Genomic DNA, 24,907 nt, shown 5'->3' with positions numbered 1-24,907 from the left:
AGTTAGCGTGGTGGATCAATAATACCACTGATAGAGGTGTTTTTACGAAACCAGCCTGCAATAGAATAACGAACATCTACGGTAGGTAATACTTCATGCATAAAACGTTCGCTTTCAAACATCACCAAAGTACCGGCTTTTGGTTGGATCGTTACCTCTATTTCTTTACTTTTAGGTTTATAAATGACTAACTCACCACCTGATTGCACTGTATTTAAGTAAAATACCGTGGTAAATACACGGTTAGAACGACCTTTAAATGCGTCATAATGTTTTTTATAGAAATCACCAAGCTGATATTTAGCGTAATGACATTCATAATCAAATAAACCTAAAAAGAAATAACGGTTTAAATTAATTCTAATATCTTCTAACGCGGCTTGATAATCAAGCTGAGCTTGGCTGCTGCCGTCAAACCAAAATGTTTTATCAGAACGTATGCTTTTGTCTATCTGCAAATCTTGTTGGCGTCCAATTCCCGCTAATTTAAAACTAGGGTTAATGCGATAACAGTCATGCATCAACGCGTTTGTCAGTGCAGCGTCAAACATATTTTCAACTACAGCATAACCATTAGTTTCGATGTCAGTTAAATAACGTTCAGGGATAAAATTAAGGATCATTAATTGTACTATATAGCAGTGAAGGTGCGTAGTTTAGCTTAAAAATAATAGAAGATACTACTGCAGATTTAAAACCAAGCCAAACTAATGCTTTTGACTTGGTTTTAAATTGATACATTTAAGAGTTTATTGATAGCGCTGTCTTTTCTATTAGTGACAGTAATTGATTTATTGGATCACCAACGGCAACTTGTTGACTAGTTTGTACGATCAACTGCTCATGGGCTAAATTTTTATTGGTCTTTAGCTGTACTAAGTTACTATTTTCAGAGACCGAGCTGGCATGCTCAATACTACTAATAGCAACATGATTTGATTTGCATAACCCATCCATTACTTGCTCAATGCTGCCTACTTTAATGCTACTCGTTTTGTTCAAGCTATCAACAGCTTCATTTAGCATTGTTTGGACTTGTTTTGATTGTGAAAAGCAACTATACATAGGGTAGTCAGCTAAATCTTGTTTGCAGAGATCAGTCTTATTGGCAAGAGGGTGGGTTTTTGCAACGAACAAAATCAATTGATCAGGTAAGTGTATATCATTACCTATGCTATTTACCGCTTGTGAACACACGCTAATATCAATTTCACCTAATTGTAGTTTACGTACAAGTTCACTTTGCTCTTGTAATTGCATTTCGATTTTAACATGTGGATATTGTGCTAAAAATTGCCCGCATGAAATAGGTACGATAGCACTGGCGTTGTTGGTATAACCAATAACTAGCTTTTCATTTGAGCAGCCATTAAGCGATTGGAATAAACGTTTTTTAGTGTCTTCAAGCTTGGTGAGTGTGTCTTGTGCATACTCTAAAAAAAGCTCGCCCTCTGGCGTTAATTTCACAGAACGAGTTGAGCGTTTGACCAGTTCATAGCCAACTTCATCTTCTAAGGTTTGAATACTGCGTGTTAATGCTGAGGTGCTGATTTTGGTTGTTTCGGCCGCTTGGCGGAAATGGCGTAGCTGACCTAATGCTACAAATTGCTCTAATTGTTCAAATCTCACTTTTATAGTCCTTTGTATAAGTAAGCCGCACTAGTGGCGAACATAATTGATTTTATCTTAATAGATAGTAATTCATTGTACCTAATTTGAAAAGTGCATTTTACACAAATGTTACAACTATCAGTTAGGATAACGCTCTTTTATCTCCAAAAAAAGTACTAAATTATTGATAAATAAATCGACAAGTTTAGGTTCAAACTGTTTACCACTTTCGCTTTTTATTAAATCAAGCACATCTTCAAGAGGCCATGCTTTTTTATAACAACGATCGCTCCCCAATGCATCAAATACATCTGCAAGTGCGGTAATGCGGCCAACAATATGAATGTCTTCACCTGCCAGTTGGTTAGGATAGCCAGTACCATCCCATTTTTCATGGTGTAGGTAAGCTATCATTGAACCACACTTTAAAATTTCGTTACTTGAATTTTTTAGAATGTCGTAGCCTATTTCGGCATGAGTTTGCATAATAGCCCATTCTTGAGCATCAAGTTTGCCGGGTTTATTGAGAATATGATCAGGAATACTGATTTTACCAATGTCATGCAAAGGAGAGGCGAGTTTTATAACTTCACATTCAAAGCCATTTAATCCGTATAGCTTAGCTAATAATTCACTATAATGCGCGACTCTTTTAACATGCGACCCGGTTTCTTTTGAGCGTTTCTCAACGGCTTCGCCGAGGATATAGGACAACTCTTTTTGCGACTCCTTCATCATTTCGCGCAGTTTAAGGTTATCGTAAGCGAGTGCAATGTTATTGGCAAAAAATTCGAGAAGTTGGTAGTCCGTAGCTTCTAATAATGAACCTTTACGTACGTAGAGCATGGTTTCAAGACCAGCTTGGGTGGGAAAATAACCAATATAGTCACGCGTGGTTTTTTGAGATGATTTTCGGTTATGGGCTTCAACAAACAGCTGTTTTACATCATCAGGTAGTGTGTTGGTATTAGCCTCAGGCTCTACACCGGATGCGGCCAGTAGCTTAAAATCGGTAGCTGGAGAGGTTTGTTGATTAACCGCCGCCGCGCAATAAATTTCAGTATCATCTAAGCCCATCACATTGGTTACATGAGATAAAATAGTTGATGCAAATTCATGCACGCTATCACACTTTAAAAATGAGCTAGAGGCATTGATGATTTTTTCTAGGCCTTTTTTGTGTCGCTCTATAATTTGAATGTCGCGGTGTGCACGCAAAGCAGAATACAATAAGGTTTTCATTTTTATTGCAGTCAATTCAGTTTTATTTTTGTAATCGTTAATATCATATTCACGGATCACAGATTCTTCAGGGGCTTCACCTGGTTGGCCGGTGCGTAAGATAAGCCGAATATCGTGGTTGTTTAGATCATCGCGGATAAATTTTATTAGATCTAATCCAGCATGACTGGTTTCCATGACAACATCGATTAAGCCAACTGAAAAGTCCAGATTTTGGCGTAATAATTCTTTTGCGGCTTGAGCTGAATAAGCATGATGAAAACGTAACGCTTTATCTTCAAAGGTAAAACCTGATAACACAAGCTTGGTAACTTGATGAATATCATCTTCATCATCAACGACGAGAATATCCCAGAAAGCTTGTGGTGTAAGAGCTTCTGACTCTTCAGGGGAATTTTCTGAAAATAAAAAGTCGTTCACGTTTACACCTTTAGTTTATCATCGTACTAAAGAGTATAGTGTCTGTTTTTTAGTCTGCCTTACTGCTCAGTGGTTTTTTTTCAATGTTTTTAAGTTCAATTTCAATTGCATCACATGAAATATGAATCTCATACAAAGATGTTAATAATGACAATGCAAGGCACGCTAAACTCACACCAAATAAAATCACTCCCGTAGTTTTAAACTCGATAAAGAGTGCAAACATGGACAGTGTACACATCAAAAAAGAAGCAACGCCATACACTTGCATGGTTCTTATTAGTTTAATGCGCTTTCTTAAATTAGTGATTTGTGCAACGACGAGTGGTCGTATAGTATCGCCTTCACGGGCATTGAGTTCACGAATTAATTGTGCGAGTACTAAAAAGCGGTTGGTATACGCTAATAACAACAAAGAGATTGCAGGGAAAAGCAGTCCAGGCGTTGTGAGGGTCATGATTATTTCCTATATAACAATTACTTTGCTTAGAGTAGCTTAGGGTAATTAGTTCGCAAAGTAAAAGAGGTTGTCATTGCAAAATAAAATAAATAACGATACACAGCAAGCGCCATTTGAATGGTTAACAATCTATTGTGCTGCGAATGCGATAGAAGCAAATATTGTGAAAGGACTATTTCTTAACAATAATATTGACTGCCAATTACTTGGTGAATCATTACAAGGAGCAGTAGGTGAAATACCTTTAGAGCAAACTCAGGTTAGGGTGCAGGTTTTTGCGATTAAAGAGCGCCAGGCGCGACAAATATTGGTAAACTACACTCAAGTACAACAATCAGCTCCTGATTGGGTATGCCCCAATTGTAATGAGCATAATGGGCCAACATTTGATTTTTGTTGGTCTTGTAGGACACCTAATAATGACTAAAGCGAATAATTTTCAGCGCATTCGAGAGCTTAACTATTTGCAACAAGCGGTACTTGCGGCAGCATTAATTGAACGCATGTTACCTAATTATGGTTTATTCAGTGAAGCGACAGGGTTTGGTGATGAAGCTGTTTTGCGCAGTGCACTTAACCTCTGCTGGGAAAAAATATTACTGCCGAAAAGTAAAATAAGCCTTGAAAAGCAAATTGAAAAAATTGAGCCGAATGTCCCTGAACTTGCTGATTTTGATATGTTCGGAACGTACCCTGCTATCGATGCTGCGACTGCGCTGTTAGGTTTAATGCATGGTCTAATTGCTAAAGATGAGCAAGAGTTTATCAGCATTAGTAAAATATCGCAGGCAACCGTTGCACGTTTCATTGAGTATCAATTAACAGTGACAGGGGAGCTGGCTGATAATACTGCGGTACGTGAGCATCCATTAATGCAATATGAAATTGAAGTGTTAGGTGAGCTCATTGATTTTGTTGAGCAGATGGGCAGAGTAACGGCTGAAAATGTTAAAGCACTAAAGCAGCATGCTATCGCTGATGGGCAAACAAATATTGGTATTTCGCTTTAATTATTTGATTATTTTATAAAGTGCCATAGTAGGCATGGGAGAAAACTGCAGTGCGAATTTTAGGCATTGAATCGTCGTGTGATGAAACTGGAATTGCAATTTATGATGATGAGCAAGGTTTACTGGCGCATCAATTATACAGTCAAGTAAAAGTACATGCGGACTATGGAGGTGTGGTACCTGAGCTCGCATCACGAGATCATGTACGTAAGACCTTGCCATTGATTGATGCTGCCTTTGCACAGGCAGGTTGTGGCCCAGAAGATATTGATGGGATAGCTTATACCGCAGGCCCAGGATTAGTTGGGGCGTTATTGGTGGGGACATCAATTGGTCGTTCTCTCGCCTATGGTTGGAATATCCCCGCTGTTGCGGTGCATCATATGGAGGGGCATTTACTGGCACCAATGCTTGAAGAAAATACCCCAGAGTTCCCATTTATAGCCTTATTAGTATCAGGTGGCCATACGATGATGGTTAAAGTTGCTGGTATTGGTCAATACGAAGTATTAGGCGAGTCTGTTGATGACGCCGCAGGTGAAGCGTTTGATAAAACAGCTAAACTACTTGGTTTGGATTACCCAGGAGGTCCTCGTCTGGCTAAACTTGCAGAGCAAGGAGTGCCTAAGCGCTTTATTTTCCCTCGGCCAATGACGGATAAACCGGGGCTTGATTTTAGTTTTAGTGGTTTAAAAACGGCAGCGGCAATTACAATTCGTGATAATGAAAACGATGAGCAAACTAAAGCTGATATCGCTCATGCATTTCAAACTGCCGTGATTGATACTTTAGTAATTAAATGTAAACGAGCTTTAAAACAAACGGGTATTAACCGTTTAGTGATTGCTGGTGGGGTGAGTGCAAATGTGCAGTTGCGTGCTCAGCTAGAACGTGTAATGCAAGGGATGAAAGGCCAAGTTTATTATCCACGTACAGAGTTTTGTACTGATAATGGTGCGATGATTGCCTATGCTGGTATGCAGCGTTTAAAAGCAGGGCAGTTTGCCAGCCTAGATATGAAAACTAAGCCTCGTTGGCCAATAGATAGTTTAGACGCAATTTAATTTTATTCATCTTCAGTTGGCGGCGTTTTTTTGTCGCCAATTTTAGGTTCTTTACCACTAAATAAACGTTTGATATTGGCATTGTGACGAAAGATTATCAAAATAGTTAAAAAAGTAACTGGCAATGTATAAAGTGGTTTGATCCACCATGTATACAGTGGTGCTAATGAAACAGCGATCAATGCGCCAAGTGATGAATAGCGCGTTACCGCAACCACCACAACCCAAGTCGAAATCAATAACCCACCAAGTGATAAACCAATGGGTAGTAATGTCCCAAAAGCCGTAGCAACGGCTTTACCGCCTTTAAAGTGAAAAAATACTGGGAACATATGGCCTAAACATGCGGCGACACCAATTAGCCCTAGCATCAGCGGATCAAGCTGCAAGAAGTATGCGCCCCACACTGGTATTGTTCCTTTAAGAATATCAAACACCAATACTAAGCAAGCTGGGAAAGCGCCTCCTAGGCGATAAACGTTGGTCGCTCCAGGATTATTTGAGCCGTGGTTGCGTGGATCGGGTAGTCTAAATAGCCGCGACACTAGAATAGCCGATGAAATCGACCCTAGTAAGTAGGCTAAAACTAACATTAAAACGGCTATCACGCGCTTCCTTATTTTTATATCGCACTTTTTCGGCTATCATTGGCCGCAAAAATTGCATTCATACTTTTTATGACTGAAATGCAAGTACGTGATGTACCCACACACTAATTTTACATGGTGTACCTATACGCTATTGTATGGGTAATTTTTACATAATAAAACACACTTACAGTGTATAAGGGCTATAAATACAAATTATAGCTTAACTAAACTCAAATTAATGAGATTAAGCTTTTGCCAGTTGGAGCAGTTATGGATAAGGTTTTTATATCACAACTACATGTTGACACTATCATAGGCGTATACGATTTTGAAAAAGAAACTAAGCAAAGTTTGTATTTTGATATCGAAATGCTGTGCGATATTAAACCTGCTGCAGCAACTGATGATATTGCTTTAGCGCTTGATTATGCAAAAGTAAGCGAGCGAGTAATTGCTCACACGACAGCAAAACCGGTAGAGTTATTAGAAACTTTAGCTGAACAACTCGCAGCGATTATTTTAACCGAGTTTACCACCACCCAAGTGACCATACGCATTAGTAAGCCCGCAGCTGTGGCGCAAGCAAACACGGTTGGTGTTGAAATTACACGAAGTAAGGCCTGTTAAGATGGCGCAAATTTATATTAGCCTTGGCTCCAATGTTAATAAAGAGCACTATCTTCGCCAAGCGCTAATTGCCCTAAAAGTTCACTTAACTGAGTTTGAGCACTCTAGTGTATTTGAAAGTGAAGCTGTTGGTTTTGCTGGCAATAACTTTTATAATTCGGTAGTGGGTGCGCAAACACAAATACCGCTGTCTGAGCTTTGCCAATTATTGAAGCTGATTGAACGAGATAATGGCCGCACTGACAACGATAAAAAGTTTAGCCCACGGACCCTTGATCTCGATTTATTATTTTATGACGATGTGATCTGTGACACACCTGCGCAGTTGCCCCGCGATGAAATAACCAAAAATGCTTTTGTACTACAACCATTAGCTGAAATAGCCCCGGATTTTTACCACCCTACAGCTAAGCAAACAATCGCCCAGCTGTGGGATGCTTACAACAACCCCAAGCAAAAACTATGGAAGGTGGAGTTTACTAACCCATGAGTATTATCGAAATTATCGTTTTAGCCCTGATCCAAGGATTGACTGAGTTTTTACCCATATCTAGCTCAGCGCATCTTATTCTCCCTTCACAAATTCTCGGTTGGCAAGACCAAGGTCTTGCCTTTGATGTTGCTGTGCATGTTGGTACTTTGATTGCCGTAGTCATTTACTTTCGCAAAGAGGTCGTTGAAATATTAGGAGCCTGGTTTAAGTCATTTGGTGCACAAGGCGCTACGGATGATAGTAAGTTAGGCTGGTGGATTATTTTAGGTACTGTTCCAGCTGCGGTATTAGGATTGGTTTTTAAAGATTTAATTGAGCTTTATTTACGCAGTGCATGGGTCATCGCTATAACAACAATTCTTTTTGGTCTTTTGCTTTGGTATGCAGACGTTAAAGGGAAACAAACTAAAACCATTTATCAATTAAACTGGAAATCAGCATTAATGATTGGCATGGCACAAGCGATGGCTATGATCCCTGGTACATCTCGTTCAGGGATCACCATGACGGCAGGTTTAATGCTTGGCATGAACAAGCAAAGCGCCGCACGCTTTTCATTTTTACTGGCCATTCCTGTAATTTCTATGATGGGTCTTTATTACACCATTGAACTAGCATTAGGTGATCATATCGTTGATTGGACCACGTTAATTCTAGGTGCTGGTTTATCTTTTATCTCTGCTTATGCATGTATCTTCTTCTTCTTAAAAATAATTGAGCGGATGGGAATGATGCCATTTGTCATTTACCGTTTACTCTTGGGAGCAGGATTAATTATTTTCTTAAGCCTTTAAAAATAATTTAATTAAATTTGCAATATTATGAGAAAAAAACACTTAGATTTCGTAGGTGTTTTTTTTTTGCCTTTTTGACTACACTTGGTAACGTTTGTAAATAAATTGATTAAGGAATAGAGATGGAATTTAAAAAATCATTATTGGCATTGAGTATTGTTGCAGTGTTATCTGGGTGTGGGGGGTCGTCAGATGATAAACCCGTTGATGGCAAAGACCCTATAGTAACGGATCCTGTTACACCCGTTGTAAGTGAAGCGTTAGTACAGGGGGTTGCTTCAAAAGGGACGCTAAAAAATGCCCAACTGACATTTTTTAAATATGTAGAAGGTGAGGCGGTTGAGCTTACGGCTAATGAACTTGGTGAATCATCCCTTGTAACGGATGAAAATGGTCAATATCAAGTTACATTAAATGATGTGAAAGGGATCGTTAAAGTTCAAGTGTCAGCAAGTAGTGATGCTGAATCTCCTACATTAATGGTTTGTGATGCCCCTAAAGGTTGTGGAGTTGACGATACTGATACAGTGGTAAAATTTGGTGATGACGTAAATTTAACCCTGCAAGATCCTGAGTTTTCTCTAACGAGTATTTTATCTATTAGCAGTGAAAACACTAACACACAAGATACCGCTAATATAACTCCGTTAACACATATGGCGACAGCACTAGCGGAAAGTCGCGGGAGTGTATCGGAGCAAGCGATTGCAGATGCACAGTCAGAAATAGCCAATACATTTGGTTTAGTAGGGGCGTTGAACTTATTGACTCCCGGCGCGCTAGAAGCACCGTCATCTTTATTTGATAGTAATAATAGTAATGCGATGCGCTATGCGCTTATCAACGCTGGTATTGCCAATAGCTTGTACTTAGAAGAACCAGAGCTCGCGCTTAGTACCAAGTTATCGTCAGCAGTTGCGGACATGGTAGCAGCGAATGGTGCCTTTTTAGCATCGAGTAAAAGCGATGATGACGATGATTTTGAATTTTCACTGGAAGACGTTTTAACAGGCTCAGAGCAAGCGTTGGCGCAGCTCATTGAAGTGATTGCTAATGATCCTGCACTGATTGAGCACTTAGATGACTTAGAGCAGGCGGCGACGAATCTTGCGAATGAAATTCAGGTAAAAATCACACAGGCGGGTGATGATGGGCGGATTAAAGGCAAAGTAAGTGATGAAACACAAGGTGATGCGATAGCAAAAGCCAGCGCAATGGTGAATGATATACGCTTGTTTGCAAATTTATTTGATGTTACGAATTCGTCTGGGGCAGATTTTGAATCCCAGGGCGAGCAGTTTGTCAGCCTCGTAGAAGCGGCTGGAGACATGGTTGCAGAGCAAGCGGATAGTTTTGCACTTTTAAGTGATGTTATTGAAGCTGTTACAGAGATTCATCAACAGCTTGAAAACGGTGAAGTAACAGGCACTGTCTTTGATTTAGCGGATTACTTAACTACAGCGGGTACAGGTAGAGTAACCATAGATGAAGAAAACCTGATATTTAGTGTTACTGCACAGTCCGGGGAAGAGAAATTAAGCCTTGATGTTGCTATTAACGCATTAACAGAAAATACACAGTATCAGTTGTTATTGTCGGGTATGGCTGAAAATGCAGCTGTTGAATTTACAATTGCTGAAGGAAGTCACGCAACACTTACTTTAGATAGTGCAGTTACCCGAGCTCAAATTGAAAGTGGTGATGTTAATGCCGAACCTACCAAAGGGGAGCTGAAACTAAATGTGGCACTTGCACAAAAGGTGACCACGACAGTAACAAACCCTGTAAGTTTTACCGGTGCTTTAACGGCAGAATTACTCCCGCTTCAAGTATACAGTGCTGAGTATTCGCATGGCAGCTGGAATCAATCTGCTTGGGACTATACGCTTGAACAAGATATGCTAGTGCTCCCTAAAATGGCCAGCTTAAGCGGTGAGTTTTCATCTCTTGAAGGCGAATTAGTAAAAGCTACTGCAACCGTCAACATTAAAGATCTTGAATCATATATACCGCCAGAACTTAAAGGTTTTGGTGAAATGTATAAAGGTATTGCTGAAATCACTATAAATGAAGCCAATACAGCGTTAAATCTATCAGTGAATGACGATGAAACAGTGACTGCTTATACATTTGTAAAGACTGCGCCAGATGCTGGAAACTGGAAAGTGTCTGCTAATCGAACTACTGATATTGAAGGGTACTTTCAAGGGAGTTTTACAAGAGAAGCGTTTACTTATCAAGGTGTGCAATTTTATTTATACAACTACTATAACGAGGGAAATGATGATTATTATGGTTATGTTGAATTCATTGAACAAGTAGAGTTTGATGAATATTATCAACCATTTGTAGTTAAAAGGCATTATCAGTATTTTAAAGAATATAATGATGGTGTGCTTATTACTGAGGACGGAAGCAGTATAGCTGTACTTGATATCATGTTTAATAATTATGGTGAGTACCATGATTATGATGATGCGCTAAATGGGTTGAATATTGGGATTCGAACGCCAGTTGAGCAAATCTCCACAATTACTGATTATTTTGACGATGCATTCGCGAATGACTTTAGTGTTGTTGTTGGGGATAAAGGTTCGTATCGTTTAATCTTTGACGATAATGATACATCGCTTGTAGCTGGCCTTAATACAGAGCTGAATGGTTACTTAGTTTCACCAAATTTAGAAGATATGCTTACTATTACTGTTAGTGATGAAGCCGCAACTTTACAAGCATCCGTTCAAGATGGAGAAGTGCAGACGATTAATGTTGCAAGATCCTCAGAAACTAATTTCTCAGTAGATAATGTTACAGTCTCTAAGAATGGTGACTTTGTACAAAGTGAAACGCTGACGGTAAAAACTCAAGGCGAAGGTTTAGCACAAACAATAACCGTTGAATTTTTTGATCGATACCTTGATGATAGTTGGGGTCGCTATGAAAAGTTGACCGCAATTGATAGTAATGATGATCAAATCACGGACTCTTTCAATTGTGTTAACTTTGATTTTTATAGTAAAACAGTAGATGGTTTGTATTACGATTATGATGGGAACTTAATTGATATTAATGAGCAAAGCGGTAACTGTGGTAATTTTGCGAACTTTACAGAATTTGCTTATAGCTGGCAGTTTTCTCGTTTTGGTATAAATGGGGAAAACCTTGCTAGTTTTACCGCCGTAGATACATTTAAGAGCCGTTTATATAGTATTAATCCTCCATCAATCCCTGGCGAAGAGCCAACATTTGAACCTGTTTATTATCGTAGTTTTGTGAGTGGTTTAGGTGAAGTAAGAGCTGATTTTACGCAACCTGAACACATGCAATGGTCTGCAGATGGTACATATAAAATTGATATGTATTTAACACAACCTGAGTTAGGGACTAATGTTGAAAATGAGGAAACTTTCTTAGATGTGAATGCCGCGCTAAATGTGCAGGTTAAGGTGGGTGAATATAACCTAGAGTTAAACCTGACCGGTGAGCGTACTGAGCTAGAGCAAGGTAAACTAGCACTCGATGTGAAGTATCTATTGCCTGAAAGTGATAAACAACGCAGCTTTATTGTGAGTTATGACACTAAGCTTGAGACATTATCAGCTACAAATGCTGAAAATGTTAAACTGGTATTAGCAGAACCTGCAGATGAAGACGCAGAACAGCAAGTGCTGGGGACAATTATGGTAGGTGATGAAAAAGCCGCTGAAATTGTTAAGCGCGATTCACTTGTTTTAATAGTGTATGAAAATGGCATTGTTGAGACATTATAAGTTTGCATCAAATTTAAGGCCTGCCTTTGCAGGCCTTTTTTATAAAAAGATTAATAAATGATAAAAAACATCCTTTTAGGCTGTTTGGGTTTAATGGCACTGCATAGTAATGCGCAGCAACAAGTGTCTTTTTATATTGATTCAAATAGTTTTAGTAATATTTCACCGGTACTGGAATTAGTCGATGATGATTGGCAAAGTCCTCCTAAATCTGATGCTGATAAAGGCTTTTCGCAAACAAGGCTTGGCGTAAGTTATCAGCATTTAAGTTTTGAAGAATTTGAATTTCATATAGAACAACGACTTGATTATTTTGTAAGGAGTAATGCGGATACCGCCTTAGGTTACTATCAAGAGCAACAAGAGATCCCACTCTTAGATAAAGAAAATTACCGAGTAAGGCTTGATTACTTTGCCAATAAAAGTAAGGGTTTTGGCGTGACTTATAGCCACACCTTCAAAGATAAGTTCCTTGTCGAAATAAAAGGAAGTTATTGGAATGTTGATTATTTTCGTCATTCAATTGTGACTGGAAATGTGCAAGGACGTCAGGATAATAGTTTGCTGGGGGAACTTAATTATGAGGAATATTACACGCACAATAACTTTTTAAAGCGTCCAAATGAAGGTGATTGGGATACCAATGGTAATGGTTACTCTATGGACGTTTTTACTGAGTTTTCTTTATTTGACAACCTTACTATACGCGCCGATTTTATTGATGTTTATAATCGTTTTAGCCTCGAGAGCTTGGGCTATACTTCCGCCAATATAAATACTAAAGGCAGTTTTGTTGATAACCAAGGATTTAGTAGTTTCAGGCCTTTACTTAAAGGGTTTGAAGGGCAAAGCGAGCATAAATATCAAATACCTGAGCAAATAGCTTTAGCGTTTACTTACGCTCATGAACAAGTAGATTATGCTTTACACTTATTGCGTCAAGGTGATATTAACTTTATGCAAATAGGCGCTCAATTTGCTTACAAAAAAAGTATGTTTGAATTAATGTTCGACCCAATTAATTTGACACCTCAGCTAGGGTATAAAATTGATTATTTTAAACTGGAGATCGCGATGGATAAGTTAAATCCAAATAAAGCGATGCAATTATCGTTAAATATGCAGGTGAATTGGCTTTTTTAGTTGTTGGAAAAAATAAACGCCTCAGTTCAATGAACTGAGGCGTTTTTTATCAGTTAAACACAGTTTTAATTAGAAAGTGTACTTAGCACCTAACGATAAGCGACGGCCTTTCACATCATAAAACTCACCATCATCGTAAGTGAATGGATTACGTGGTGGCTCACGGTCTAAAATGTTGTTAACACCTACACGTAACTGTAATTCATCCAGCAGGTAAGTTTTGTACATGAAATCAAAAGTTGTGTAAGACGGGATATCATTGTAGTTGTTATCTTCAATGTTCCATTCATTACTTTCGACACTACTATGGCGATAGTTCGCGGTTAAAATATAGCTTGAATCATCGTGAGAGTAGACTGCATTAAAGCGGCCTTTCCAGCGAGGATCTTCAATTTCTCCCACGTTAGAACGAAAATCTTCCGCGCGGCCAGTTGAGTTTTCGCTATCCGCTTCAAGGTAAGTCGCTGTTAATTTAAGTGCTAAATCACCATTACCGAGCTCTGTACGATAGGCTGATTCAATATCTAAGCCTTTTTTATTGATTACAGCAGCATTAATTGGGCGTTGATAATAATTAATAATATCGCCGGTTTGCTGATCACGCACGAAATTTGAGCAGAATGGGCTGTTTAGTGATGATGATTCATAACATAGCTCAACACTATCACGACCAAAATATTCAATCGCTCCTTCAATTTCGAATGACCAATAATCAAGGGTTAAATCTAACCCCTCAATAAACTCTGGGGTATAAATAAAACCAATGGTGTAGTCGTTTGAAGTTTCATTTTGTAAGTCTTGGTTACCTTGTACATAGCCTGGTAAGCTACCTGCAGCTTGCCATTCTGCGGTCGGCATCCAACCTTCAGGTAAGCCATCAGCTTGGCAGTTAGCAATGACATTGGCTTTGTATTCACTACCCGAGCTGGCAATTTCATCGGCGCGACAAGGATCTTTACGACCTGAACTAAAGGTTTGCGAACTTGGAGTAAATAAGTCACTTAAACTCGGTGCACGTACTGATTTAGAGCGGTTTAAACGAATACGTACTTCATCTGTTACGCCCCAATTTAATGATAGTTTCCATGCATCATCGCCACCGGTAACTGAGTAGTCCATATAACGATAGGCCGTTTCAAAAGTTAAGTCAGTTGCCAAGAAATGGTCTGAAAGTAAAGGTACAGAAATTTCTGTTGAAAATTCATTTACATCTATATCACCTTTCATCGGTAAGCTTGAATTACCAAAAATAAGGCCATTTTGCATTGCTTGATCAGGGTTGGTTTCTGCGCTTTCACGGCGGTGTTCTACGGTAAATGCAGCCGCTACTGCACCGGCAGGTAATTCAAACAATAAGCCATCAAATGTAGCCGCAACAACCAGTTGATCTTGTTTTGCAGTTCGTGTTGCATTAGTAGCAATATAATTCATTTGTGCTGGTGAAGCGCTATGTGCACCCATAGGGTTAAAAGCAACACAATCTTCGCGTGCACCGGTTACATTGCCATCAGCATCACGAAGTGCACATACAATCTGGCCATTTAGTTTAACAGCATCGATAGCATTGGCTAAGTTCTGCTCTAAAACTTCACCGCGCCATAAAGTATCTTGCTCGATACGGCCATATTGTACGTAGGTGCTATAGCCCCAGTCATCACTCAAGATACCTTCAAGGCCAAGTGAAGTTCGGATCACTGAGCGATCTTGTTGATAGGCGCGATCGCCCCATAGATTTTCATTAGCTTGGCGTAAAGTTACCTTGTCTAGTTTATTATCATCCATAATTTTAGCCATATCATCACGGATGAAAGCATTGTCACGACGGATTGTATGAGCAAAGAATGCCGGTGAGCTTTCTGTTGTTGCTTTTGAGTCTGACCAAGTAAAATCAAATGTTGCAGCGTGATCATCGTTGATTTCGTATGTGCCATAGGTTGATAAAATAGCGCGCTCTAATGGCGTTTGGAAATAGCTCTTGTAACCATGACTAAAAATACCATCGCCAGGGTTATTGGCATCGGCATAATAACGATTGTTTGCAGAAGCATTCGCTACACCAGAGTTTTCTACACGACCTAAGCCATAGTCAAATGCTTTAATATTACCATTATCATCAAATGCCCAATGATGATTGTTATAATGATCGTCGCTAAGTGAGCCTGTTTTACTAAAAAAATCACCGCCCTCAGAGTAATAACTTAGCGTACTTGGTTTACCTAATATAATGCGCTCAGGAATACCATCAGCACCTGAGGTATTTGCTGGATTTGCATAAGAGGTTACCGGGTTGCGGTAAAAGTCACGACTTAACTTACTATAGCTATCTGTTTTTGAGTAGTTCAACGATGTAACAAAAGATAGTTTGTCACCTTCCATACCGCCGGTAATAGAGAAGAAGCTTTGCTCGCCGCCACTTTGCTCTGGACGAATAGTTGATGCATCAATTTCAATACCATCGAATGATTTTTTTGTAATGATATTGACAACACCAGCCACTGCGTCTGCACCATAGACTGCAGCTGCACCTCCTGTGGCAATTTCGACACGCTCAATTAATGTGGTTGGAATATTGTTTAAATCTACAGCTGTACTGCCAACAGAGCCTGCAACAAAACGGCGGCCATTGACTAATACCAGCGTACGTTCAGATCCTAAACCACGTAAATCAGTGGTGTTTAGTCCTGATGCATAAATGAAATTGGTTGTTGTTTCAGGTGATAAACCAACCGTTGCTTGCGGCAGTTCAGCAAGTAGATCATTCACGTTAGTGACACCAGCATTTTCCATCTCAACACCACTGATCACCGTTACGGGGGTTGGTGAAGTAAGGTTAAATCGTTTTATTTTTGAACCTGTGACTTGAATGCGCTCTACTGGTTTTACATCTTCAGTTGTATTAGCAAAGGCTACTGAAGTGCCTGCAGCGGTAATGATGGCGATTTGAATGCCAGCAGTAATGAGATTTAATTTTTTCAACATAACACCTTTAATTTCGACAACTTAAAATGCAAAAAAATATTTTAAGTCGATTGCACGAATATCTAGTCACAGTTCTAGCGTTAAAAAAATCACCAGTAATGTAACCAAATGTAATTTAGCGGCATGTTTTATCACAGCAGATATATTGAGTCTTGTACCTGTTAAATGTAACGCTTGTTGCTAAAAAGTGTTTTATGTTTTATTTTGGTGTGTTTTTGGGTACTTCGTTGTTTTAAGTGAAAATTTATTGTATTCAAAGGTTTACATTGTCATTTTTGAGGTGCTTTTTGGTGAGTGTGGGTCTGTTGTCATTAACCAAATTGTGATTATAAATACATAAAATCGTTTATTTATGAGTCTAAAATGTTAATTTTGTATGTTTTTTGATGTTCGTTTTTTGCTCGGTTAACCCTGTTTAAGGAACTTTTCTGAAAAAGTTGTAATGCACGATGTTTTCGCTAGTGTTCATCAGTAGATGGCGATGGTAACTGATGGCTATTTTTGGCATTATAGTCACTTTATTTATTATCGATTTTTAGCGCTGCAAAGGCTATTTAGCGGCAAAGGAATAATATGCATATTCATATTTTAGGTATTTGTGGCACTTTTATGGGCGGTATTGCAGCGATAGCTAAATCGTTAGGTCATACTGTAACGGGATCAGATCTAAACGTTTACCCGCCAATGAGCACACAACTCGAAGAGTTGGGCATTAAGCTAACTCAAGGCTATGATGTTACACAGCTAGAGCCTGCACCTGATATGGTTGTCATTGGTAATGCAATGAGCCGCGGCAATCCGTGTGTTGAATATGTGTTAGATAAAGGGCTACCTTACACCTCAGGTCCTGAATGGTTAAAGCATAATTTGCTGCAAAACTCTTGGGTACTTGCAGTGGCTGGGACTCATGGTAAAACAACTACTGCAAGTATGCTGGCGTGGATTTTAGAGTACGCAGGTTTAAAGCCGGGCTTTTTAATCGGTGGCATAGTACAAAATTTTGGCTTGTCTGCACGGGTTGGTGAAACGCCGTTTTTTGTTATTGAAGCCGATGAATACGACACTGCATTTTTTGATAAGCGTAGTAAGTTTGTTCACTACTTACCACGCACGCTTATTTTAAATAACCTTGAATTTGATCACGCGGATATTTTTGACGATTTAAACGCAATTAAAAAACAATTTCATCACTTGATGCGTACACTACCGAGTAGCGGCAAGGTTATTTGGCCAACTAACGAGTCAGCCTTAAATGAGGTGATTGAGCAAGGTTGTTGGAGCGATAAAGAAACACTCGGTGGTGATTGGCGTTATGATTTACATAAAAGTGATGGCAGTGAGTTTACGGTATTGCTCAGTGATGTAGCTGTAGGTACTGTGAAGTGGCAAGCTATTGGCGAGCATAATGTTAAAAACGCGATTATGGCGATTGCAGCGGCGCGCCATGTAGGTATTGCTATAGAGCACAGTATTGCGGCATTAGCTGAGTTTATTAGCCCCAAAAGACGCATGGAACTTAAAGCAAATATCGCTAACATCAATGTCTATGACGATTTTGCCCATCACCCAACAGCAATAAAAACGACCCTTGCTGGCCTGCGTGCAAAAGTGGGGGATGAACAAATTATTGCGATTTTAGAGCCTCGTTCAAACACGATGAAAATGGGCGTACATCAACATACGTTATTAGCATCGTTAGTTGATGCTAATGAGGTTTATCTATTTGAACCAGAAAATTTAAGCTGGTCATTACGTGAACAAGCCAAACAAGCGGGTATGCAGTGCCTAACGAATACCGATGAGATCATTGCAAGCGTAGTTGCAAATGCAAAACCGCAGCAGCATATATTAATTATGAGTAATGGGGGCTTTGATGGCCTTCATGACAAGTTAATCACAGCTTTACAGCATAAATTTACCTCGTAATAAACCGGAGCGACAGTGCAATATAAAGAAACCATTACGCTTGCCTTTAGTGGCGCGTCAGGTGCGCCTTATGGCTTACGACTGCTTGAAGTATTACTGGCGCAGCAATTTCGTGTCTATGTGTTGATTTCAAGTGCAGCTCGTGTGGTGCTTGATACTGAGTCAAATATAAAATTATCGGGCAATGAAGATAAGGCGACCGAGCAGTTGAGTGCTTTGTTTAATGCATCGGCAGGTCAGCTACAAGTGTTTGGTAAAGATAACTGGTTTAGCCCAGTTGCGTCAGGCTCAGCAGCGCCGAAAAAAATGGTCGTCTGCCCGTGCAGTGCAGGATCAGTCTCAGCCATTGCGGTAGGGGCATCAGATAATCTACTTGAGCGGGCTGCAGATGTGGTGATTAAAGAGCGCGGTCAGCTTATTTTAGTACCACGAGAAACCCCGTTTAGTGAAATACATCTAGAGAACATGCTTAAACTGGCCAAGCTTGGGGTGACTATTATGCCTGCAGCACCAGGGTTTTATCATCAACCGCAAACCATCAATGATTTAGTCGATTTTATGGTTGCACGCATTTTAGATCACTTAAATATTGAACATACACTAACGAAACGTTGGGGTTATGGAGAAGGTAAATCATGAGTAAAGCAGTAGCTTTGAATATTGAAGGCCTTACCAAGGTTTATAAAAATGGCGTTGAAGCCGTTAAAGGCATTGACCTTCAAGTCTATGAAGGCGATTTTTTTGCCCTACTTGGCCCTAATGGTGCGGGTAAATCAACGACTATCGGCGTAATTTCGTCACTGGTTAATAAAAGCCAAGGGAAAGTCGAAGTGTTTGGTCACGACATCGATAGTGACTTAGAAGCGGCTAAATCGCAGCTTGGTCTGGTACCGCAAGAGTTTAACTTTAGCCAGTTTGAAACGCTGACACAAATACTGGTAAACCAAGCGGGTTATTATGGTGTACCACGTAAAGTGGCTCATCAGCGTGCGGATAAATATTTAACGCAGTTAGGCTTGCTGGAAAAGAAAGATAAACAAGCGCGTACGTTATCCGGAGGCATGAAACGCCGCTTAATGATTGCCCGTGCGTTAATGCATGAACCAAAGCTGCTTATTTTAGATGAGCCTACTGCAGGTGTTGATATTGAACTACGTCGTTCAATGTGGGATTTCTTACGACAAATAAACGAACAGGGTGTAACGATTATTCTCACCACCCATTATTTAGAAGAAGCTGAATTACTGTGTAAAAATATCGCCATTATTGATTCTGGTATTATCGTTGAAAATACCACTATTAAGGCTTTATTGGCTAAATTAGATAAAGAAACCTTTATTCTCGATTTAAAACAGCCAGTGCAGCCAGTAACGCTTGATGGTTATAAGTTTACTATGGCTGATGATCATACAATTGAAGTGGAAGTGGCAAAGTCGCAAGGCTTAAATGCCGTATTTACAGCATTGACTGAGCAGGGAAATACAGTACTCAGTATGCGTAATAAAGCAAACCGATTAGAAGAGTTATTTGTTGGTTTATTAGAGCAAGGGCGGGGCAAGTAGATGTTTAAATATGGCGTAGCCTTAAAAAGTTTATGGATCAAAGAGTGTATTCGCTTTTTGCGTATTTGGGTGCAAACGTTAGTACCGCCTGCCATTACCATGAGCTTGTATTTTGTGATTTTTGGTAACTTAATTGGTTCGCGCATTGGCGATATGGGCGGCTTTAGTTACATGGAGTTTATTGTGCCTGGCCTTATTATGATGTCGGTGATCACTAACTCCTATTCCAATGTTGCATCCAGTTTTTATTCAACCAAGTTTCAAAAAAGCATTGAAGAATTATTAGTTGCACCAGTACCAAACTACATCATTGTGCTTGGCTATATGGGCGGCGGGATGACCCGCGGTATGCTGGTGGGTTTAATCGTAACCTGCGTATCGTTACTGTTTGTTGATATTCAAATTCATAACATTTTTGTGATCATTGCGACGGTAATACTCACCTCTGCGGTATTTGCATTAGGTGGGTTGATCAATGCAATTTACGCCAATAGCTTCGATGATATTAGTATTATCCCGACCTTTGTATTAACACCACTTACTTATTTAGGTGGGGTGTTTTATTCCATCACCTTATTACCTGAATTTTGGCAGGGTGTGTCGCAGGTTAATCCTATTATTTATATGGTTAATGCCTTTAGGTATGGTTTCTTAGGTGTATCTGATGTTGATTTGTCAGTCGCATTTGGCGTGTTGTTAATATTTATTACAGCCTTATTTACGTTAGCATTAACGCTAATTAAAAAAGGTGTGGGGTTAAGACACTGATGAGTGATGCAAATTCACGTAGTATTGTATCGAATCAACAAGGCTTACACGAAAAGCTGGATGAGATAGTTAATAAGCATTTAACTGCTGAATTTAAAAAGCCGATTGCAGCGCACACGCAAACGGCTTTTGACCAAGTAAATGAAAAAGTGCAGGCTTTTGCGGGGCCAATCATTTTAGATTCATGCTGTGGTGTAGGTGAAAGCACGGCGAATTTAGCCAAGCGTCATCCTGATGCACTTGTCATTGGCATTGATAAATCGTCGCACCGTTTAGATAAACATGATATCGAGTACAAACAAACTGACTCAGGCCAGTATATTTTAGTGCAAGCCGACTTGAATGATTTTTGGCGTTTAGCTGTGGCCGCTAACTGGCAGCCAACACATCATTATTTGTTATACCCAAATCCATGGCCTAAAGCTAAGCATATTCAACGGCGTTGGCACGGTGCAGCTATTTTCCCATTCATCGTTAAACTGGGAGGCTTGCTAGAAGTACGCAGTAACTGGGATATCTACGTCAAAGAGTTTGCGCAAGCACTTAATTTAGCCGGATATAGTTGCGAAGTAGCGCACTATGAAAGTGATATTGCTATCACTCCTTTTGAACGAAAATATTGGGCGAGTGGGCAACAGAGTCATCGGTTAGTGGTCCCTTTGACAGGGCAGTCCTAACGTCGAGGTTAACGTGTGGCGCTGCTTCGCTAAAATGATTCCCTTGCATCAGCGCCACATTCGCTTTACGGAGCGCATTTACGACGGGTCGGCTTTCCACATTTTTTGCAATTAGTTGTAAACTGAGTTGTTTTGCGAAACTGGCGATGTGCTCAATATATAAATAAATATCTTGGTCATTAACTATTTGACGAATTAAGGAGCCATCAAGTTTAATTCCATCTACCTCTAATTTCAGTACATTAGATATATTTGAATAACCCGTACCAAAATCATCAATAACTACTCGTACTCCTCGGTTTTTTACTAGGGTGATAAATGCTTTAACTTCAGAAAAATTAGCAATTGCCTCGGTTTCTAAAAGCTCTAAGGTGATATTACCGGGTAGGGGGTAGCGCTTGAGTTCATCTTCCAAAAACTCAGTTAAGCTAGGATCGAGCATATCTTGAACGGTAATATTAATACTCCAGCAAATGCTGGTTTTTCTAAAGCGCGCAAAACATTGCGTGAGCATAGTTCGGGTTAACATGCCATCCATTCTAGAGCGGTTTACAACGTCCAAGAAAGAGTCAGGCTTAAGAATTTCGCCATGACAAGTGATCATTCGAGCCAAGCACTCATATTGAATAATCGTCTTGTTGTCACTATTATAAATAGCTTGGAAGTATGGGACAATTCTATTGTTTTCAAATGCTTCTCGTACTTCCTTGGCCATCGCTACATTGTATTGGTATTGATTTTTTACATCATGAAGCGCGCTCGAATAATTAACTACAGTGTGGCGTCCTTGTTTCGCTTGCAGTGCTGCAATATGGGCATTTTCAAGTAACATAGATTTATTGCCGCTGGCGATGCCCGCACATAAAGTGATGTAAATAAACGGATCAGTAAGAAGTGGTGTACTGTAATTATAAGCTTGGATCACATCGTTAAAGCTCATATCATCGTCATTAAAAGGAGCTATAAGCACAATTTTATTAGTTGCTAAGCGAAATATTCGGCTTGCAGCTGGGCGATTTTTTCTAAAGTAATGCAATAAGGTGTTCATCACCCGATCACTTATTTCAGTACCATAAAAACTACTAATATCTTCAATTTCATTGACCCAAATAACCGCTAACTGCATATGATGATTCGACGATTTTTTAATATAGTATTCCAGCGCAATGTGGTTGGCAAAACCGCTGCTGGTGTCGGTAGAAATTGCGCGTTTTAACAAATACACATAAATACCAGCAACTAATAGAGCAATAAAAAAGAAGAATGCCGCCATGGCGGCTGCTTTCGAAACACTCTCAGCTAATCGCTGATTGAGATCGTAGATTGTAATATCGGCACCGGTTAAGTAGGTTACGCCGTTGGCATCAACAAAGGGCACAAAAATAGTTTTAAAATGGCCCCATTGATCTCTTGATATTTCAAATACCGGTTCAGTTGAGTAAAACGCACCTATATTCGCAGCGGTGGCTTCCGGATATAAATCGAGAAACTGGGTTACTTTGCCACTATTTTGATCGTTTTGTGTATAGCTCGAAGCACTAAAATATACGTTGTCGTCTTTTAGTACCATGGCATAAACGTAAGCGATATTTAACGCATTAGCAAACTCTGAAAGTTGCCGACTAGTTTGTTGATATGCAGATGGTGATATGCGAAGGCCTGCATTAATTTTTTTATGGTAGTCATCTCCCAATATATGCTTAACACTTAATGCAGCATTAAGTAAGCGAGTATCAACGCTTTGCATTATATCATTGCGGGTACTGTGATAAGTGTAATAGATATAGCCTAATAAACTGATAAAAAACAGTATGAAGCCTGCGATTATCCAATTCGTCCGTAAATTTGTGTTTATCATGCTCATCCTTTATTTATTATCCTCCCCATTATACAAAAAAAGACTACATCACCTATAAAAATATAGTTAAGCATTTTTTAATCAAACTATCATCAATCTGTCATGCAATTGAGTGCTTTTATGGCTTAATACGAGACATTTCTACTCTATTGCAGTAAAGTTAACGCATTTCGTAGAATCATTGTAGTTGATGTTATTGTTAATGAAGCCCAGCTTAGGGGCTTTAGCCAAAAAAACTACATTTATTGGGTATTAAGATGGATCAAAAGCGTTGTGCCGTCGCCTCTAAAGAAACTCTGATGCGTATATTTACTGTGCCTGAAGCACCTGACTCAACTTTGAGTAAAATCGAACTTGAGATCTCGAGCAATTTAGCTGGTTTTCTGAATGAGAATATCGCGGCAATTGAAAAGCCATTGCATGAGATTGAGAAAGATTTTCAATCGGCAGTGATCCCAGAAGATCCGACTTTTGTTTCAGCTTATGCGCAGGATATTATGGAGCAATTAGTTGCTCATTCAGTGCACACTGCCGCGCCAAGTTTTATTGGCCATATGACATCAGCGCTCCCGCATTTTGTATTACCACTGTCGAAGTTGATGGTGGGTCTTAACCAAAACTTAGTCAAGATTGAAACCTCTAAAGCATTTACGCCACTTGAACGCCAAGTCTTGGGCATGATGCATCATTTAGCTTATGGCCAAGATGACGCTTTTTATAGTAAGTGGATGCACAGTGCCAAAACTTCACTTGGTGCTTTTTGCTCCGGTGGCACCGTGGCGAATATTACTGCTTTGTGGATTGCCAGAAACCGACTATTAAAAGCTGATGGTAATTTTAAAGGCATTGCAGCTGAAGGCATTGTCAGTGCAATGTTACATTATGGCTATAAAGGTTTAGCTGTTTTAGTATCAGAACGCGGTCATTATTCTTTAGGTAAAACAGCCGACCTATTAGGTATCGGCCGTGATAACTTTGTTGCGGTGAAAACCACCGATGATAATAAAGTTGATATTGCAGCCATGCGTGAAACTGCGCAGCAATTAGCGGCTAAAGGGATCAAAGTGATGGCAATTGTTGCTGTGGCTGGCACGACCGAAACAGGTAATATTGACCCGCTTGATGAGATGGCTGATTTAAGTCAGGAACTTAATTGTCATTTCCATGTCGATGCTGCATGGGGAGGAGCAACGCTACTTTCTGATACTTACCGCCCTTTATTAAAAGGGATTGAGCGCGCTGATTCAATTACCATTGACGCACATAAGCAAATGTACGTGCCAATGGGGGCAGGTCTTGTACTGTTTAAAGATCCTGCAGCGACAGATGCCATTGAGCATCATGCTGAATATATTTTGCGTAAAGGCTCAAAAGATTTAGGTAGTCATACTCTCGAAGGTAGCCGCCCAGGTATGGCAATGTTAGTGCATGCTTGCTTACGTGTTATTGGCCGTAAAGGCTATGAAATTTTAATCGACAAAGGCATTGAAAAAGCCCGTTACTTTGCTGACTTAATAAAAGCAGATGATGACTTTGAACTGATCTCAGAGCCTGAGCTGTGCCTTTTAACTTATCGTTATGTACCAAAGCAAATTAAGCAAAAAATAGCGCAAGCGGATGAACAAACGCGTTTGGATATATTTGCTTCACTAAATCGTTTCACCGCCAGTATGCAAAAGCGTCAACGTGAAGCTGGGCGTTCATTTGTATCACGTACGCGATTGACGCCAGCTCAATATGCTCATCAGCCAACAGTGGTTTTTCGCGTTGTACTTGCCAACCCTCTGACATCAGAGAGTATTCTTCAAGAAATCTTGACAGAGCAAAAGGCACTCGCGAAAACCGATCCTGTATTTAAAAAATTCTTATCTAAATATATGGATTAGCAACGCAGTGGCGCTTCTTATCGTAAA

The 24,907-nt window shown here is 39.7% G+C and carries 21 protein-coding genes; 14 read left to right on the top strand and 7 right to left on the bottom strand.

Features of this window, described 5'->3' with window-relative positions; translation table 11 throughout:
* Positions 1-2: 2 nt before the first annotated feature.
* The 4 genes from KAN5_RS11700 to KAN5_RS11685 all read right to left on the bottom strand — a co-directional run bounded on the left by KAN5_RS11700 (position 3) and on the right by KAN5_RS11685 (position 3,730).
* Complete coding sequence (locus tag KAN5_RS11700) at positions 3-623, bottom strand: 2OG-Fe(II) oxygenase (RefSeq protein WP_244389759.1); 621 nt, start codon at positions 621-623, stop codon at positions 3-5.
* 118 nt (positions 624-741) lie between these two features.
* The gene (locus KAN5_RS11695) at positions 742-1,629 is read right to left on the bottom strand and encodes a LysR family transcriptional regulator (protein WP_138553844.1); all 888 of its coding nucleotides are present in this window, start codon (positions 1,627-1,629) and stop codon (positions 742-744) included.
* Between the two features lie 120 nt (positions 1,630-1,749).
* On the bottom strand, positions 1,750-3,273 hold the full coding sequence (locus KAN5_RS11690; protein WP_138553843.1) for a DUF3369 domain-containing protein: 1,524 nt from the start codon (positions 3,271-3,273) through the stop codon (positions 1,750-1,752).
* 49 nt (positions 3,274-3,322) lie between these two features.
* Positions 3,323-3,730: a DUF2721 domain-containing protein gene (locus tag KAN5_RS11685; protein ID WP_016708346.1), complete on the bottom strand. Its 408-nt coding sequence runs from the start codon at positions 3,728-3,730 to the stop codon at positions 3,323-3,325.
* Positions 3,731-3,806: 76 nt separating this feature from the next.
* Here KAN5_RS11685 and KAN5_RS11680 point away from each other — a divergent pair, with 76 nt between their 5' ends.
* From KAN5_RS11680 to tsaD, 3 genes are read left to right on the top strand one after another with little or no spacing between them, the layout of a single operon-like run.
* On the top strand, positions 3,807-4,160 hold the full coding sequence (locus tag KAN5_RS11680) for a DUF2007 domain-containing protein (protein ID WP_016708345.1): 354 nt from the start codon (positions 3,807-3,809) through the stop codon (positions 4,158-4,160).
* Entirely contained in the window at positions 4,153-4,743 is a 591-nt protein-coding gene (locus KAN5_RS11675; protein WP_016708344.1) for a YjaG family protein, read from the top strand. The genes KAN5_RS11680 and KAN5_RS11675 overlap by 8 nt, the downstream gene beginning before the upstream one ends.
* Positions 4,744-4,793: 50 nt before the next feature.
* Complete coding sequence (tsaD, locus tag KAN5_RS11670) at positions 4,794-5,807, top strand: tRNA (adenosine(37)-N6)-threonylcarbamoyltransferase complex transferase subunit TsaD (RefSeq protein WP_016708343.1); 1,014 nt, start codon at positions 4,794-4,796, stop codon at positions 5,805-5,807.
* 2 nt (positions 5,808-5,809) lie between these two features.
* On the opposite strand, the gene plsY is transcribed toward tsaD, so the two are convergent.
* Positions 5,810-6,415, bottom strand: a complete 606-nt coding sequence (plsY, locus tag KAN5_RS11665; protein ID WP_016708342.1) for a glycerol-3-phosphate 1-O-acyltransferase PlsY — start codon at positions 6,413-6,415, stop codon at positions 5,810-5,812.
* 252 nt (positions 6,416-6,667) lie between these two features.
* Here plsY and folB point away from each other — a divergent pair, with 252 nt between their 5' ends.
* The 5 genes from folB to KAN5_RS11640 all read left to right on the top strand — a co-directional run bounded on the left by folB (position 6,668) and on the right by KAN5_RS11640 (position 13,224).
* The gene (folB, locus tag KAN5_RS11660) at positions 6,668-7,024 is read left to right on the top strand and encodes a dihydroneopterin aldolase (RefSeq protein ID WP_016708341.1); all 357 of its coding nucleotides are present in this window, start codon (positions 6,668-6,670) and stop codon (positions 7,022-7,024) included.
* 1 nt (position 7,025) lies between these two features.
* The gene (gene folK / locus KAN5_RS11655; protein WP_016708340.1) at positions 7,026-7,514 is read left to right on the top strand and encodes a 2-amino-4-hydroxy-6-hydroxymethyldihydropteridine diphosphokinase; all 489 of its coding nucleotides are present in this window, start codon (positions 7,026-7,028) and stop codon (positions 7,512-7,514) included.
* Positions 7,511-8,311 (top strand): undecaprenyl-diphosphate phosphatase, encoded by an 801-nt coding sequence (locus KAN5_RS11650; RefSeq protein ID WP_244389758.1) that lies wholly within the window; start codon positions 7,511-7,513, stop codon positions 8,309-8,311. Before folK ends, KAN5_RS11650 begins: the two co-directional genes overlap by 4 nt.
* 122 nt (positions 8,312-8,433) lie before the next feature.
* On the top strand, positions 8,434-12,081 hold the full coding sequence (locus tag KAN5_RS11645; protein ID WP_244389757.1) for a hypothetical protein: 3,648 nt from the start codon (positions 8,434-8,436) through the stop codon (positions 12,079-12,081).
* A gap of 57 nt (positions 12,082-12,138) precedes the next feature.
* Complete coding sequence (locus KAN5_RS11640) at positions 12,139-13,224, top strand: hypothetical protein (protein WP_138553838.1); 1,086 nt, start codon at positions 12,139-12,141, stop codon at positions 13,222-13,224.
* 69 nt (positions 13,225-13,293) lie between these two features.
* Here KAN5_RS11640 and KAN5_RS11635 read toward each other — a convergent pair whose 3' ends face one another.
* On the bottom strand, positions 13,294-16,203 hold the full coding sequence (locus tag KAN5_RS11635) for a TonB-dependent receptor (protein ID WP_244389756.1): 2,910 nt from the start codon (positions 16,201-16,203) through the stop codon (positions 13,294-13,296).
* 573 nt (positions 16,204-16,776) lie between these two features.
* Here KAN5_RS11635 and mpl point away from each other — a divergent pair.
* The 5 genes from mpl to KAN5_RS11610 are packed head-to-tail and all read left to right on the top strand — an operon-like array spanning position 16,777 to position 21,136.
* A complete protein-coding gene (gene mpl, locus KAN5_RS11630) occupies positions 16,777-18,129 on the top strand; it encodes a UDP-N-acetylmuramate:L-alanyl-gamma-D-glutamyl-meso-diaminopimelate ligase (RefSeq protein ID WP_138553836.1) in 1,353 nt (450 codons plus the stop codon).
* A 15-nt stretch (positions 18,130-18,144) separates the two neighbouring features.
* Positions 18,145-18,768: a flavin prenyltransferase UbiX gene (locus KAN5_RS11625; protein WP_016708334.1), complete on the top strand. Its 624-nt coding sequence runs from the start codon at positions 18,145-18,147 to the stop codon at positions 18,766-18,768.
* The gene (locus tag KAN5_RS11620; protein WP_016708333.1) at positions 18,765-19,691 is read left to right on the top strand and encodes an ABC transporter ATP-binding protein; all 927 of its coding nucleotides are present in this window, start codon (positions 18,765-18,767) and stop codon (positions 19,689-19,691) included. Before KAN5_RS11625 ends, KAN5_RS11620 begins: the two co-directional genes overlap by 4 nt.
* Entirely contained in the window at positions 19,692-20,459 is a 768-nt protein-coding gene (locus tag KAN5_RS11615; RefSeq protein WP_016708332.1) for an ABC transporter permease, read from the top strand.
* Positions 20,459-21,136, top strand: a complete 678-nt coding sequence (locus KAN5_RS11610; RefSeq protein WP_138553834.1) for an SAM-dependent methyltransferase — start codon at positions 20,459-20,461, stop codon at positions 21,134-21,136. The genes KAN5_RS11615 and KAN5_RS11610 overlap by 1 nt, the downstream gene beginning before the upstream one ends.
* Here KAN5_RS11610 and KAN5_RS11605 read toward each other — a convergent pair.
* On the bottom strand, positions 21,057-22,994 hold the full coding sequence (locus tag KAN5_RS11605) for a bifunctional diguanylate cyclase/phosphodiesterase (RefSeq protein WP_138553833.1): 1,938 nt from the start codon (positions 22,992-22,994) through the stop codon (positions 21,057-21,059). The genes KAN5_RS11610 and KAN5_RS11605 overlap by 80 nt on opposite strands.
* Before the next feature lie 257 nt (positions 22,995-23,251).
* Between KAN5_RS11605 and panP the strand changes: the two genes are divergently transcribed.
* On the top strand, positions 23,252-24,880 hold the full coding sequence (panP, locus tag KAN5_RS11600; RefSeq protein WP_244389755.1) for a pyridoxal-dependent aspartate 1-decarboxylase PanP: 1,629 nt from the start codon (positions 23,252-23,254) through the stop codon (positions 24,878-24,880).
* The last annotated feature ends 27 nt before the right edge of the window (positions 24,881-24,907 follow it).

Origin of the sequence: Pseudoalteromonas sp. KAN5 (assembly GCF_022846535.1) — a bacterium.
Classification (GTDB): Bacteria; Pseudomonadota; Gammaproteobacteria; order Enterobacterales; family Alteromonadaceae; genus Pseudoalteromonas; species Pseudoalteromonas haloplanktis.
This window is presented reverse-complemented; position numbering and strand designations above follow the sequence as displayed.